This window comes from Vibrio sp. JCM 18905 (genome assembly GCF_055393305.1).
Genome location: NZ_AP043880.1, coordinates 652,114 through 666,275 on the forward strand (window position 1 = coordinate 652,114; position 14,162 = coordinate 666,275).

Sequence of the window (14,162 nt, forward strand, 5' to 3'; positions counted from 1 at the left end):
GGAATATCAGTCATAGGAGTGGCGAAATAAGAGTGCATTGCGTAACCTGTAACAAGCCAATATCAGAAAACTCTGATAAAGTCTTGTTTTGCATATCTTTGCGAAACTCTGACTTTGAAAAAAGTCAAAGTTGGGATATTGTGCCAAAAATCTGACACTGCTCAGTGGGGCAATAGGGATGTTGTTTTAGAAAAGAGCCTTTAAAAAAACAAGGTTCATAAATTAACGGCAATTGGATTTATATATCTTTATTTTTGAGGATAAGAATTATGGCAGGTGAATCGGTGGGTATCGATACCACTTTAACGGATGGTCTAACTCAGGCTGAAACTTGGCTGACAAACAACTCAGATCTACTGGTTCAGTACGGTGTGAACATTATCTCTGCGCTGCTTATTCTGTTTATCGGTAATATTATCGTTAAAGCAGTCGCTGGTAGTGTTTCTAAAGTACTAGAAAAGAAAAACATGGATAAGGCTGTCGTTGAATTTATTCACGGTCTTGTTCGTTACTTGCTATTTGTAATCGTACTTATCGCCGCTCTTGGTCGATTAGGCGTTCAAACCGCTTCAGTTGTGGCTGTAATCGGTGCGGCAGGTCTTGCTGTTGGTCTTGCGCTACAAGGTTCACTATCAAACTTTGCAGCTGGTGTACTCATTGTTGCGTTCCGTCCATTCAAATCTGGCGACTACGTAGAAATTGGCGGTGTAGCGGGTAGTGTTGAAGCAATTCAAATCTTCCAAACTGTTCTAAAAACACCAGACAACAAGATGGTTGTTGTGCCTAACTCGTCAGTAATCGGTGGTGCAATTACTAACTACTCTCGTCATGCAACGCGACGTGTCGACTTAGTGATTGGTGTGTCATACAAAGCGGATCTTAAACTAACGAAGAAAGTAATTCGCGAGACGCTAGAAAAAGATCCGCGTATCTTGAAAGATCCTGATATCACAATCGGTGTACTTACACTGGCAGACTCTTCAGTAAACTTTGTGGTTCGCCCATGGGTGAAAACTGCAGATTACTGGGGCGTATACTTTGATGCAATGCAAGGTATTAAAGAAGCACTGGATGAAAATGGTATCGAAATTCCATTCCCACAAATGGATGTTCATCTGAACAAAATCGACGCTTAATACAAGCGGTAGATATTCGAAAGCGAGGCCAATTGGCCTCGCTTTTTTATATCTCATAAAGAATGTGATTACCGGCAAGCAATAGACGTTTTAGATGTTTACCGGCAAAGCCAAAGGTGAATTCAGGCAACCCTGGCGTATAGAGCAACTCTTCGTGTAGATACAGGGTTGTATCTACAATGAGCGTGACATATTCAGGTAAGCCAATCGGACATACCGCTCCAGGCAAACAACCTAACACTTCGACCATTTCACCGTCGTCACAAATTGATGGGCGTTTACCTGTGACGGCTTTTATTTGTTTGGCATCGAGGCGAGAGTCTTTTTCTGTTAGATAAATTGCGTAGCCTTGTCCTTTAAGTTTTAAGAAGAGGCTTTTGGTGTGCGTGCCTGTCCATCCAAGCTCGGACGCAATTCTTATATCCGTGTCAAAGTCTAAGATGGCTTCATGCTGCCATTCCCGAAAAGGAATAGAGAGCGCGTTGAGTCGCTATCTATTGATATCATAGATACGCTTTAGTGACTCAATGTCTATGTTGTCCTGTTGATTACCAGTACTTTTCAATAAGTTCGCTAGCTAAAATATACGCTATCGTGAACATCATTACTGCGACCGCGATGTCGATGCCTTTTTTCACTCTTGGCTTTGATAGGGTAGGGCCTAGTTTTGCGGCTCCTATCGACAAGGTATAGAACCAAACAAAGGAAGCCATCATCGTACCTAGTGCAAAAGCAATTCGGTCATGGCCTTCAAACTGCCCACCAATAGAGCCCAGAATAACGACTGTATCTAAGTACAAATGTGGGTTAAGTACAGTGACGGCTAACGCGCCTAATATGACCGTTCGACGACCACGAGCGACGACTTCACCTTTTGATTCTGAGTCACTGTCTGACTTAAACGCGCTCTTAAGTGACAGTAATCCATAAAAGCTCAGGAAGGCAATACCACCAAGGGTCACCGATGTTAGTAAGATTTCATTTTGAGACAAAATCGCACCACCACCAAAGATACCTAGAGAAATGAAGATCATATCTAGGATGCTACAAATAGTGGCAGTCGTCAGGTGATGATTGCGCTTTATGCCTTGATTTAAGACATACGCATTTTGTGCGCCGATCGGAATGATCATTGATGCCCCTAAACCAAATCCTTGCAATAGAACCCACAAGCTCACACTTCACCTCACTTCAAAATAACCAATAAATGCTCAGAAGAGTGAAAGATAAAGAGTTTATCTAAATAAGTATAATTAATGATTTTAATATTATATTAGTCAAGCTAATTTAAGGGTTGATGTTTTATCAGGAGAGGAAGAGCAGGATGAGAGGGTTGGACTATAAATGGATTGAGGCATTAGATGCCGTGGTTTATCAGGGGAGCTTTGAGCGTGCAGCTGAGCATTTATTTGTCTCGCAATCAGCGATTTCTCAACGTATTAAACAATTAGAGAAGTTTCTTGCACAACCCGTTTTGGTTCGTAGTCAACCACCCAAGCCAACGCCGATTGGTAAAAAGTTATTAGGCCTTTATCGTCGAGTGCGCTTACTCGAGCATGAAATTCTGCCCGAACTCAAGAATGATACCAGTACTCGGCCTGTACAACTCTCTTTGGCGACCAATGCTGATAGCCTTGCTACTTGGCTACTGCCTGCACTGCAAGATGTCATGAAGCAGCGTCAGGTTGAACTCAAACTCACTATCTATGGTGAATCTCGTTCCATCGAAAAGCTAAAAAGTGGCGAAGTGACGGGGGCGATCAGCTTAGAATCCCAGCCGATACCTGGCTGTAGAGCGGATTACTTGGGACGTGTTGATTACGTTTGTGTCGCGAGCCCGGAGTTTTATCAGCGTTACTTTGCTCAAGGCGTTAATAACCAGACTTTGGCCAAGGCGCCGGCCGTTTCGTATGATCAATATGATGACCTACATAAAACCTTTCTTACCGAGCATTTCAATGTCAGCCCTGATAGCGTCATTCACCATAACATCAGCAGCTCTGAAGCGTTTCTAAAAGTGGCGTTAGCTGGTGTAGCCTATTGCTTAATCCCTCGTTTGCAAATTACCGACGAGCTAGAGCGTGGCGCGTTAGTTGATGTTACTCCCGGTTTTTTAATGTCCCATCGGATTTATTGGCATCATTGGCAACTGGAAACGGGGGTTCTACAAGAAATCTCACACGCGATAGTCGGGTATGCTCAGCGACACTTACCTCAATAAGTTCATTGTCGCAGCGATGGGTTCATTGCCGATAGAGTGTTTCGTTGAAAAATTACGCCAATGTTACATAGTCAAAGTTGTGTTAGAAGTCATTCTGAGTGCTTGGATAATCGACAGAAGTTTCTATTATGAAACCATACACTTTCTCAGTAGTGATAGTTTTGTTTGAATCTTGAGCCTTTCTGCTGAGAGTAAGTACTTTATTTTTGTATGGATGGATTTATTGAATGAGACTGTATTCATTTTTGCTGGCTTCTGCACTCAGCCTTACTAGTGCTTCAGTGTTGGCGAACTCGCCTGAATTTGCTCACGTAACGACGACGGGTTATGGTGAAGTTATTGCTACACCAGATATGGCGACGTTTTCTGTGAAAGTGGTAGATACGACAATGACTGCTGAACAGGCCAAGCAGTCAGTTGACAAAACCGTTGAGCAATTTCTGAAAAATCTGTCCGATGCTGGCTTATCAAAAGACAATGTTACCAGCTCGAATTTATACCTTGCGCCTCAATACCACTACCCTAAATCTGGTAAAGCAGAGCTCGTTGGTTATCGCGCTTCTCGTAGCATTGATGTGACGGTTACGGATCTAAAAAACCTAAACCAGTACCTAGATATGGCGTTAGAAGCAGGGATTAATCAGGTTGATAATATTCAACTTAAGGTAAGCAACCAGGCTGAGTATCAGCAAAAGGCACGCATGGCGGCTATCCAAGATGCGCGAGAAAAAGCAGCGTCACTGGCTACTGGCTTTGAGAAAAAATTGGGTGATGTCTGGCAGATCAATTACAGACAGATGCACGTTCAGCCAGTTCTAATGCGCTCGATGGCGATGGACAGTAAAGAAGGGGCAAACAGCTACCAGGATTCTACCATGATTATTCGCGATCAAGTTGACGTGATTTACAAGCTGAAGTAATACTGGGTGCAAAAAGAAAAGGCAGGGTATTCCCTGCCTTTGTTATTTCTGCTTCACAAATTAGTGAAGGATACGAGCACGGATAGTGCCTTCAATACTTTTCAGTTTCGCTAGCGCTTCTTCTGAGCGCTCGGTTTCAACATCGATCACTACGTAGCCGATTTCAGCGGCTGTTTGTAGGTACTGTGCAGCAATGTTAATACCGTCTTCCGCGAAGATGGTGTTGATCTGAGTAAGAATACCAGGACGGTTTTTATGGATGTGAAGCAAGCGAGAGCATTCACCACCGTGCTCTGGCAGTGACACCTCTGGGAAGTTTACGCTTGAAAGCGTAGAGCCGTTGTCAGAGTACTTCGCCAGTTTTCCTGCGACTTCAACACCGATGTTCTCTTGTGCTTCTTGCGTTGAACCACCAACGTGTGGAGTGAGAATGACATTATCGAACTTCTGCAAAGGAGATTCGAACGGGTCGGCATTCGTTTTCGGTTCTGTTGGGAATACATCAATCGCAGCGCCCGCAATATGACCTGCTTCTAAACTATGGCAAAGCGCTGGAATATCCACGACAGTGCCGCGTGCTGCATTAATAAAGATTGAGCCTGGCTTCATGCGAGCAAACTCAGCTTCACCCATCATATTTTTTGTTTCTGGCGTTTCAGGAACGTGCAGAGAAATTACGTCACACTTGTTTAGTAGTTCACTCATGGTATGTACTTGCGTCGCATTACCAAGGGACAATTTGTTCTCGATGTCGTAGTAGTAAACGCGCATACCTAAGTTTTCGGCAATAATACCTAGCTGCGTACCAATGTGGCCGTATCCGATAATGCCAAGACGTTTGCCACGTGCTTCGTAAGAGTTGTCAGCACTTTTCTTCCAAATACCGCGATGTGCAAGCGCATTCTTTTCAGGAATGCCACGCAGAAGTAGTAGGATTTGACCAAGCACTAGCTCAGCCACACTGCGTGTGTTAGAGAACGGTGCATTAAACACAGGAATGCCGCGTTTTGCTGCTGCGTCTAGGTTTACTTGGTTAGTACCGATACAAAAACAGCCAATTGCAACCAGTTTATTCGCCGCATTGATTACCTCTTCGGATAGGTTCGTACGGGAGCGAATACCGATGAAGTGCACGTCTTTAACCGCTTCAATCAATTCTTCTTCCGGAAGGGAACCTTTATGGTACTCAATGTTGGTATAACCAGCTGCTTGAAGAACTTCAACTGAAGAAGGGTGTAGTCCCTCTAACAAGAGGATCTTAATCTTTTCTTTTTCCAGTGAAACTTTGGCCATTTTTTCTCGTCCTTAAAATGGAAAGGTGGGCTAATGTGGCGCACATTGGGCAAAACTATTAAAAAGGGGATAATTGATAGTTTTGTAGGAGGACAAACGTTTCCTTGTGCGTCTTCTGTTCAATAAAGTAACAAAAAAAAATTGCTTTGGGTAAGAAAATTACGGAATAAGAGATAATTTTCTTAGAGAAAGGAATAAAAAACGGTGCCTTGCAGCACCGTATGTAATGAAATAACAGAAAAGTGAACCAGATAGGTCGATTTGAGCTGTTATTTATTCTTCAATTTTTGCGCCTTCTGGTGTGCCTGTGATTACGACGTCAGCACCACGGTGAGCAAAAAGACCCACAGTCACCACACCCGCGATACCGTTGATCTTGTCTTCCATTTCTTTCGGGTTAGTAATCTGCATGTTGTGTACATCCAAAATTACGTTGCCGTTGTCAGTCACAACGCCTTCACGGTAAGCCGGGTCACCACCCAGTTTTACTAATTCGCGCGCAACGTAAGAGCGTGCCATTGGGATCACTTCTACAGGTAGTGGGAACTGACCTAGTACGTCAACTGCTTTGGTGCCGTCAACAATACATACAAACTTATCAGAGATTGCTGCGACAATTTTCTCACGAGTCAGAGCCGCGCCGCCGCCTTTGATCATTTCACGTGCTGGGTTAATTTCGTCTGCGCCATCAACATACACATCCAGCTTCATTACGTCGTTACACTCGTATACTTCAATACCAAGCTCTTTAAGGCGCTCAGTTGAAGCGACAGAGCTAGACACTGCACCTTTAATATCGTCTTTGATAGTGCCTAGTGCATCGATGAAGTGATTCACGGTAGAGCCAGTACCAACACCGACAATGCTGCCTTTCTCAACATATTTTAGTGCTGCCCAACCAGCCGCTTTTTTCATTTCATCTTGAGTCATGCCAATCTCCTGAATAGATGTTCGTTAACGTTTGCGGGCGTGATTATAGCGGCTTACTTGCCACTTTCCCATTGCCATATTCGGCTTGGGGTCACGATCTTAGGTAATGGAATGTCCCAGCTTTCAATTGGTAAGCGTTCTACATGTTGGCAGTCGTGAGCGATACCAACAGGCTTGGCACCTTCTCCGGTTGTAAACCAATGAGACAGGGTACGGTCATAATACCCTCCGCCCATGCCTAAGCGGTGGCCGATGCTGTCGAATCCAACCAAAGGCGTACAAATGATATCAAGTTGACGAACGGGCTTGAGGTGGCGGATGTCCAGTTTGGGCTCTAAGATGCCGTATTTGTTGTAGACCAATTGGTCATCACTTACGTACAGAAGAAACAGTAACTGACCTTTGGAAAACGGATGGATGACAGGTAGATAAACCGATTTTCCCTGTTGCCACAACCACTCAATGAGCGGCTTGGTATCAAGTTCACCGTCAGCAGAAAGATAAATAGCAATATGCTGTGCTTGCTGGATTTCAGGAAGTTGAGAGAACTGAGTGACAAGGTCGATCCCCGCTTGGAATTGCGTATCGCTACACAATGCGTTGCGCTTTTCACGAATCAGTTTGCGGAAGTCTTGTCGAGAGAGGTCTGACATAGAGAGAATACCCCAGGGTGCCGTTGAGGATTGTGGCCCTTGAACCAGCTGGTTCAAGGCGGATCAGCAATGATAACCGTAGGCTTCTCGGTGCATGCCGAGCTTGCTCAATAGTTACCAAATACTAACCCTTAGGTATTGCTTATCGGCTCAGGGACTTAAATCCTGCTGACGCACACCCCAGGGTAAATTTTGTATTTACTGCTGTCCTTGCGTAACTTTGCTTAGTGCGTTCTCAAGAGACGCAGTGAGCTTTTCCATTCGCTCAGTAATTTCTTGCTGTTGACCGTTTGATTCGTATGACTTGGTGTGCAACTCATAACAAATATTCAATGCAGCGAAGGTCAGCAGTTGGATTTCATTGGTTACCTTAGTACGTTCGCTCATTTCTTTCAATCGGCGATCCAGATCTTTTGCCGCTGCAACAAGAGACTCTTCTTGTCCTGTCGGACAATTCACTCGTGTAACTTTGCCTAATATTTCAACGTCGATCGCTTGATTGCTCATGATGAATAAACTCTATATTCGCGCTATCTAAGGTGTTGCTTCATACAACCACCGAGGAGCAAACTATAGGAAAACCGCTATTAAGATTCAAGCATTTCCCATCACAGAAAGAGAAATGATGACGAGATCACACAGGAATTGGGCAAATTGAGCAAATGCTGTTCAAAATTGAATTTGATAGCCGTTTCAGACCACTAACCTTGATGGTAGGATATACCAATACATTATTATGCAAGAATGAGCCAAGTTATGAGTGAAATCACCCTTCCTGAATACCAATCTATTGCTGCTGAACTGCAATCTGCAAGCCTAGCAGTAACACCTGCGGAATTACATGGCTTATTTGTCGGCATGTTAAGTGGTGGATTGGCGATTAATGATCAAACTTGGCAGCCTATTCTGTTTGACTACACCAATGATGGTATGGGTTGGCCTTCTACCGCGCTAGCTTTTGCTCAAAGCGTATTCACTGTTACTGTCAATGAACTAACGGGCACGTCGATGGAGCTGTCTTTATTATTGCCAGATGAGCCGGGAGAAGAAGGCTTATTCGCGTTGGCTGACAGCGTGTCCGATTTCGTAAACCACTTTATTTCTGGTTTAGGTCTAGCAGGTGTTGCGCTAAATAAAGCGTCAGATGACGTTAAAGAAGCATTGGCTGACCTAGAAGAGATTGCCAAATTAGGCATTGATGAAGATGATGACCTCGGTGAACAAGCGCAATTGCTAGAACAAGTGATTGAACACATCAAAGCTTGCGTACTAACGATTCATGCTGAGTTTGGTGTTCGCCCTGAAAGTAGCGATAAAAAGCCTACTATTCATTAATCGTAGATGGTCCAGAGGTTAGCATGAAGCAATATGATGTAGTCATTGCTGGTGGTGCCATGGCAGGGGCAACGTTAGCATTGGCGATTGACCATTTGTCCCAGGGAAAGCTCCGCATTGCCGTCGTTGAGCCTTTTAAAGCGCAGTCAGATATGCACCCTGGTTTTGACTCTCGCTCAATCGCATTGTCTTACGGTACTGTCAATCTGTTGCGTCAACTACAGCTCTGGACCTCGATAGAGCCGTTTGTCACACCCATTGAACATATCCACGTTTCTGACCGCTCTCATGCTGGGATGACGGAAATTACCAAGCAAGAGATTGGCGTTGAAGCACTAGGGTATGTTGTCGAATTAGCCGATGTTGGTCGCGTATATCAAGAATTATTAGATAGCAGCGCATCCATTACGCTGTTTTGCCCTGACTCTGTTACCGATATCGAGCGCGAGCAAGACTGTACCCATATTACGTTGAAAAGCGGTGGGAAGCTTGAAGCAAAACTGCTGGTGGCAGCCGATGGTGCTGTTTCGACTTGTTGTCAGAAAATTGGTTTAGAGCTTTCTGAGCAAGATTTTGAACAAGTGGCTGTCATTGCCAATATTGTGACTCAAGAACCTCATCAAGGTCGAGCCTTTGAACGTTTTACTGAAAATGGCCCTGTTGCTTTATTGCCAATGAGTGACAATAGAATGTCCTTAGTTTGGTGTCTGCACCCTGAGGAAGCCCAAGCAGTTCTTGAGTTATCTGACCAAGCATTTCTCCAACGTTTACAACAAGATTTTGGCTGGCGTTTGGGCGCGATGAAAAAAGTGGGACGACGTGCGAGTTACCCATTGCTTCTTCGCCATCGAAAGCAAAATATCTCTCATCGTTTTGCGATTGTTGGGAATGCGGCGCAAACGCTGCATCCGATAGCTGGACAAGGTTTTAATCTTGGTATTCGCGACGTTGTCTCGCTAGCAGAAGAAATCGTGCAGCAAAGTGATGATGTTGGTCTTTATCAAGGCTTGATGCGCTTTAGTCAGCGTAGAGAGGCAGATCGAAGCGAAACGATCTGGCTAACCAGTGCCTTAGTGCATATTTTTTCAAATGATTTACCCGCGATGCGAATTGGGCGAAATACAGCCTTAGCAGCGATGGATAACCTTTCTATTTTTAAGCAGCCGCTACTGCGCCATACGCTTGGTTTGGTAAAACGATGAACGGCCGCACTGAATTAGGTAATAAAAAGCAATGATGCAAAGTGTAGATATCGCCATCATCGGCGGAGGGATGGTTGGGTTGGCACTTGCTGCCGCGTTCAAGGACAGCGATCTGCGTGTCGCCGTAATAGAAGGCAAGGTGCCAGATGAGTCGTTGAAAGAGTTACCTGATGTGCGTGTGTCTGCGTTGAGCCGTTCTAGTGAGACGATCTTGCGTAATCTTGGCGCTTGGCAGGGGATAGAGCAACGCCGAGCTTCACCATACTACGGTATGGAAGTGTGGGAGCAAGATAGCTTCGCTAGTATTGAGTTCAATGCACAAAGCATGGCACAACCTGATTTAGGGCATATTGTTGAGAATCGAGTGATTCAACTCGCACTGCTCGAACAAGTCCAAAAGCTCGATAACGTCACTATGTTTATGCCTGCACGTTGCGCGACCTTAGCGGTGGGCGAACAAGAAAGTTGGTTGACGCTCGACAATGGTCAAGCCATGACGGCTAAGTTAGTGGTCGGAGCCGATGGGGCAAACTCGTGGCTTCGTCATCAAATGGATATTCCGTTAACGCATTGGGATTATGGACATCATGCTCTGGTCGCGAATGTTAAAACCGCTGCTCCGCACAATAGCATTGCACGACAGATTTTTACTCCTCAAGGTCCATTGGCGTTTTTGCCAATGTCGCAACCAGATATGTGCTCTATTGTTTGGTCCACTGAGCCAAATCGTGCAGAGCAGCTATTGGCAATGAGTGAGCATGATTTCAACAAAGCGTTGACGAGCGAATTTGATACACGACTTGGTCTATGTGAAGTCGTGGGAGAGCGTGCCGCGTTTCCTCTGAAAATGCGTTATGCGCGAGATTTTGTTGTGGAGCGAGTCGCGTTGGTTGGCGATGCAGCCCATACCATTCACCCACTAGCGGGCCAGGGGGTAAATTTAGGTTTATTAGATGCAGCAAGCCTTGCTCAAGAGGTGTTAGCGCTATGGAAGCAAGGCCAAGATATTGGCAGCAAACGCAATCTAAGAGGTTATGAGCGTTGGCGCAAAGCGGAAGCAGCAAAGATGATCGCTGCAATGCAAGGATTCCGAGACCTGTTCTCTGGAGAGAATCCTGCTAAGAAGCTGGTTCGTGGCATTGGTTTGAGTTTAGCGGGTCAACTGCCGGGAGCGAAAGATGAGATCATGAAGCGTGCGCTTGGTCTAAAAGGTCATCTGCCGGATCTGGCACGTCAGTAGGTGTAAAGCGAACTTCAAATACACAAAAGGCTGGTTAATCCAGCCTTTGTTTTATCAACGTTTTGCTAAGCATATGCGCATCGGAGTTTCATTATTTCTTGGTTGATCTCTTTGACCGCTCGGAAATGGCGTTGCTCTGCTTTCTCCGGCAGTATTAACTTGCCGTTATCAAACTCGAATCTACCGACCCCGTAAATATAAATTCTTCCTTTAAAAAGACGACTTATATGTTTAGCAATCATACTTGGTGTATAGCGCTTAAACAGTCTCATATTTACTTTCCTTTTATCTAACCTAGCCTAGGTATTCTACGTTTTGGACGCGAAAATTATTGTGACAGCCATAGTATTAAATACAGATGTAGGGTGTTGCGTCAGAGATTTGTGTTGTCTTAGACAATTTGACAGTGTCATCTCTTAAATAGCGTGAGGATTACCCCAAAAAATCACCGTTCAAGGAACCCTTACGACAATACACTCCTTTTTACGTGACGCATTAAGCAATAGTTTTGTTACAGAATTAAGAATAGAACGAAAATGATTGTTTGCTAATTGTTTCTATTAAGGTGGTATCCAACAGAACAAACTTTACGTCCTAACCGTTAGAGAAAGAGGAAGAGAAAAAAGTTCCGTACAAAAAAAAGCCCGCTTCAGCGGGCGAATAGTCACAGATGCATTACACAAAAGTGGACAGCTGACGGTATGAATACTGTCATTCAGTCAGCTGATTCACTTTATGTTGGTTAAGTGCTTGTTTGAAACTTAACCAACAAATTCAGCATATACGAGTTTTATCTTTGTGACTATTTATGTTTTATATGTGATTAAAAATTCTCTCGTCTATTTTTATAGATATGAGCGAGATCACGTGATGATAGAAACACTACGTGCTATTACATTATTTTTAGACGATTAACGACAGATCTCAGCTACGGTCGGCTGACACAATTGGATAAGATCTTGGATAGAAAGCGCCAGTCCAGCCATGCGATCGCCACTGCTGATCGTGACTTCCTGTTCTTCTAGTAAGCTAGGATCGAACACGATCGGCATGTGTCGTTTGAGTAATAGTGGAGTGACAGTACCAATTTTGTAACCCGTGATGGCCTCAACGTCGGCTTGATCAACGCAAGTCATCCGGCGGCATTGCAGTAACGAGCGCACTTTTTTGGGATCGACACTACGATCACCAGGTGCACAGGCGAGTGCATATTGATTACCCATGTCTCGTAGCAAGATCGCTTTTACCATTTGAGAGGGGCGAATGCCGCGTTGTTGCGCGGCATCCTCAATAGTGGTTGCTGGTCTTTGATGCGGTAACAGACGAAACGGAATGTGTTGGTCTGTGAGAAATTGCATCAAAGGAGTATTGATTGTATTACTCATCATCAAGGCTGTAAGGCAGTGATTCGATTGTCCATTCACATTCTGGTTGAGCAACCAAACGAAGACGAGTGTCTTCATCGAGATTATTAGGCAGTACGATCAGGCCAATCGCTTGATTGTCGCTGAACTGGTAGTGGTTTAATAAAGCACCCACTGAACGCCAGTTTTCACCCACGCTGCGTTCGAGCTCAATTGGCTCGTCACTGAATGGAGCTGAAGTTGCCCCTTTTACGATGTACATCGCACGTTTATTTGTACCGCGATACTTAGCTCGTGCTACCGTTTCTTGTCCTGTGTAGCAGCCCTTTGTGAAGCTAATGCCTCCTAAAGCTTGCACGTTGAGTGCTTGTGGAATGTGAGCATTCTGCGCGGATGCAGAGACAAATGGTAAACCAGCTTCAATGTCGAAACGATTCCAAAGCTCATTTGTCGTAAGGGCAGCATCTGTATTTTCAACGACTTGTTGCGCAGCTGGCGCACTTAATATCAGTAGCCAGCGGTTTTGTGAAACTTGTACCGCGGTGCCGCCTTCAACAGGGCGAACGCTGCCAGTCGTTTTGCTCATTGAAGAAATAAGCTCATCGGCTTTGACGCCGGCAACACCTAAGATAACTTCATCAGAAGCTTCAATCGTTACTTTAGAGAAAATGGCGTATTTTTTTATTTCGCTAAGTTCTACGTCAATCGCCGATTTTGGTTGGATCATGCCGTAGCCATCATGGTGATGGAAAAGGCGGAACACACTCCACACTTTACCTTTCGCATCACAATGTGCGCCTAATGTTGATTGGTCTTGTTCTAAAGAAACGACATCGCAGGTAACCTGACCTTGTAAGTATGATTTTTTATCGTCACCGACCATGGTGATCATGCCGAAATTGTCCAGCAGCGAGATAGATAACTCTGGAAGTGCGTCTTGAGTTGAGAGAGGTAGTGCTGAAAAACGAGTTTGCCATTCCATAATTACAATGCCTTTTGAAGATATTTTTCCGCTATGTTATACCCAAATAACCTTGAGATACTAGGGGAGCGATTTACGAATCAACATTTGTCTGCTTTCACTATCGTATTGTGACCCGCACACTAGTGACGTAGCACATCCCTTGTTACACTCCGCACTAACAACAAGACATCTATGAAGGAATAGTGAATGTACACTCCGGAAGAAAAAGCGCGTATTAAATGGGCTTGTCGTCGAGGCATGCTTGAGCTTGACGTAGTAATTATGCCGTTTTTTGAAGAGTGCTTTGATACTCTGAGTGAACAAGAGCAGCGTGACTTTGTTTCTTTACTTGAATGCGATGATCCTGATCTGTTTACTTGGATAATGGGGCATGGCCGCAGCGAAAACTTAGGTCATGCTGCAATGGTTGATAAAATTGTCGCCCATAACCTCAGCAAAGTTCGTTAATTTTACCGCTTCTCCCTCTCTGACTGCCCGAGTTCTCAATGTAATACTTTTCTTACTGATGACTTGGGCCGTTATCCTCTCTAGCATCCCTCTCGTATTATCGATTTATTTGTTATTAATGATTGTTAAGGCACTATTGAGCCAAGGCTTTGTTAAACCGACAAATCAGGGGTATTGGTATGTGCATTGCGATGGCTCGGTTAGGTTTGAGGCCCTTGAGTATAGTGAATGCTCGGCGGCTCTTGAGTCTGAAAAGGATCAGTTACAACGAATCGATACATCGACATTGCCATTCAAGATAACATTTCGATTGCAGTCTGGCCGTAGCGTCACGATTTGGCGTGATAGCTGTGACGATCAGCATTACCGTCAATTATCTTTGGTATTACGCCAGTGGGAAATGAAACAGGGAGCCAATGCTCCCTGTTGATGTAAT

General features: G+C 44.5%; 17 protein-coding genes and 1 other RNA gene. 8 read left to right on the forward strand and 10 right to left on the reverse strand.

The window, feature by feature from the left end; all coding sequences use genetic code 11:
- The first annotated feature begins 269 nt into the window (after positions 1–269).
- Positions 270–1,136 carry a small-conductance mechanosensitive channel MscS gene (gene mscS, locus ACZ5ZC_RS19740; RefSeq protein ID WP_005393946.1) on the forward strand — a complete coding sequence of 289 codons (867 nt, stop codon included), beginning with the start codon at positions 270–272 and terminating at the stop codon, positions 1,134–1,136.
- A gap of 46 nt (positions 1,137–1,182) precedes the next feature.
- On the opposite strand, the gene ACZ5ZC_RS19745 is transcribed toward mscS, so the two are convergent.
- On the reverse strand, positions 1,183–1,608 hold the full coding sequence (locus ACZ5ZC_RS19745) for a YbaK/EbsC family protein (protein ID WP_464932384.1): 426 nt from the start codon (positions 1,606–1,608) through the stop codon (positions 1,183–1,185).
- Positions 1,609–1,684: 76 nt separating this feature from the next.
- A complete protein-coding gene (locus tag ACZ5ZC_RS19750) occupies positions 1,685–2,314 on the reverse strand; it encodes a LysE/ArgO family amino acid transporter (RefSeq protein ID WP_065646102.1) in 630 nt (209 codons plus the stop codon).
- A 146-nt stretch (positions 2,315–2,460) separates the two neighbouring features.
- Here ACZ5ZC_RS19750 and ACZ5ZC_RS19755 point away from each other — a divergent pair, with 146 nt between their 5' ends.
- Positions 2,461–3,357 (forward strand): LysR family transcriptional regulator ArgP, encoded by an 897-nt coding sequence (locus tag ACZ5ZC_RS19755; RefSeq protein WP_046875104.1) that lies wholly within the window; start codon positions 2,461–2,463, stop codon positions 3,355–3,357.
- A gap of 227 nt (positions 3,358–3,584) precedes the next feature.
- Positions 3,585–4,277, forward strand: coding sequence for an oxidative stress defense protein (locus ACZ5ZC_RS19760; RefSeq protein WP_005393939.1), 693 nt, complete (start codon positions 3,585–3,587; stop codon positions 4,275–4,277).
- 60 nt (positions 4,278–4,337) lie between these two features.
- Here the strand turns inward: ACZ5ZC_RS19760 and serA are convergent, their stop codons facing one another.
- From serA to ACZ5ZC_RS19785, 5 genes are all read right to left on the reverse strand, one after another.
- Entirely contained in the window at positions 4,338–5,570 is a 1,233-nt protein-coding gene (serA, locus tag ACZ5ZC_RS19765) for a phosphoglycerate dehydrogenase (protein ID WP_005393937.1), read from the reverse strand.
- A gap of 273 nt (positions 5,571–5,843) precedes the next feature.
- Positions 5,844–6,500, reverse strand: coding sequence for a ribose-5-phosphate isomerase RpiA (gene rpiA / locus ACZ5ZC_RS19770; RefSeq protein WP_005380982.1), 657 nt, complete (start codon positions 6,498–6,500; stop codon positions 5,844–5,846).
- Between the two features lie 53 nt (positions 6,501–6,553).
- Positions 6,554–7,153, reverse strand: a complete 600-nt coding sequence (locus ACZ5ZC_RS19775) for a 5-formyltetrahydrofolate cyclo-ligase (RefSeq protein ID WP_258505862.1) — start codon at positions 7,151–7,153, stop codon at positions 6,554–6,556.
- 5 nt (positions 7,154–7,158) lie between these two features.
- A non-coding RNA gene (ssrS, locus tag ACZ5ZC_RS19780) (6S RNA) lies at positions 7,159–7,343 on the reverse strand.
- 8 nt (positions 7,344–7,351) lie between these two features.
- Positions 7,352–7,660, reverse strand: a complete 309-nt coding sequence (locus ACZ5ZC_RS19785) for a cell division protein ZapA (RefSeq protein ID WP_005393932.1) — start codon at positions 7,658–7,660, stop codon at positions 7,352–7,354.
- Positions 7,661–7,909: 249 nt separating this feature from the next.
- Here ACZ5ZC_RS19785 and ACZ5ZC_RS19790 point away from each other — a divergent pair, with 249 nt between their 5' ends.
- From ACZ5ZC_RS19790 to ACZ5ZC_RS19800, 3 genes are read left to right on the forward strand one after another with little or no spacing between them, the layout of a single operon-like run.
- The gene (locus ACZ5ZC_RS19790; protein WP_054868091.1) at positions 7,910–8,488 is read left to right on the forward strand and encodes a YecA/YgfB family protein; all 579 of its coding nucleotides are present in this window, start codon (positions 7,910–7,912) and stop codon (positions 8,486–8,488) included.
- A 23-nt stretch (positions 8,489–8,511) separates the two neighbouring features.
- Positions 8,512–9,690 carry a 2-octaprenyl-6-methoxyphenyl hydroxylase gene (ubiH, locus tag ACZ5ZC_RS19795; RefSeq protein ID WP_047008827.1) on the forward strand — a complete coding sequence of 393 codons (1,179 nt, stop codon included), beginning with the start codon at positions 8,512–8,514 and terminating at the stop codon, positions 9,688–9,690.
- 31 nt (positions 9,691–9,721) lie between these two features.
- Positions 9,722–10,930 (forward strand): FAD-dependent 2-octaprenylphenol hydroxylase, encoded by a 1,209-nt coding sequence (locus ACZ5ZC_RS19800; protein ID WP_258460220.1) that lies wholly within the window; start codon positions 9,722–9,724, stop codon positions 10,928–10,930.
- Positions 10,931–10,995: 65 nt separating this feature from the next.
- Here the strand turns inward: ACZ5ZC_RS19800 and ACZ5ZC_RS19805 are convergent, their stop codons facing one another.
- From ACZ5ZC_RS19805 to ygfZ, 3 genes are all read right to left on the reverse strand, one after another.
- The gene (locus tag ACZ5ZC_RS19805) at positions 10,996–11,202 is read right to left on the reverse strand and encodes a DUF1107 domain-containing protein (RefSeq protein ID WP_005380970.1); all 207 of its coding nucleotides are present in this window, start codon (positions 11,200–11,202) and stop codon (positions 10,996–10,998) included.
- A gap of 639 nt (positions 11,203–11,841) precedes the next feature.
- Complete coding sequence (locus ACZ5ZC_RS19810; protein WP_031780369.1) at positions 11,842–12,315, reverse strand: aminoacyl-tRNA deacylase; 474 nt, start codon at positions 12,313–12,315, stop codon at positions 11,842–11,844.
- Positions 12,308–13,276: a tRNA-modifying protein YgfZ gene (ygfZ, locus tag ACZ5ZC_RS19815; protein WP_170903473.1), complete on the reverse strand. Its 969-nt coding sequence runs from the start codon at positions 13,274–13,276 to the stop codon at positions 12,308–12,310. Before ygfZ ends, ACZ5ZC_RS19810 begins: the two co-directional genes overlap by 8 nt.
- 189 nt (positions 13,277–13,465) lie before the next feature.
- Here ygfZ and ACZ5ZC_RS19820 point away from each other — a divergent pair, with 189 nt between their 5' ends.
- The gene (locus tag ACZ5ZC_RS19820; protein ID WP_005393925.1) at positions 13,466–13,726 is read left to right on the forward strand and encodes an FAD assembly factor SdhE; all 261 of its coding nucleotides are present in this window, start codon (positions 13,466–13,468) and stop codon (positions 13,724–13,726) included.
- Positions 13,674–14,156 (forward strand): protein YgfX, encoded by a 483-nt coding sequence (locus tag ACZ5ZC_RS19825; RefSeq protein ID WP_464932213.1) that lies wholly within the window; start codon positions 13,674–13,676, stop codon positions 14,154–14,156. The genes ACZ5ZC_RS19820 and ACZ5ZC_RS19825 overlap by 53 nt, the downstream gene beginning before the upstream one ends.
- Positions 14,157–14,162: the final 6 nt, after the last annotated feature.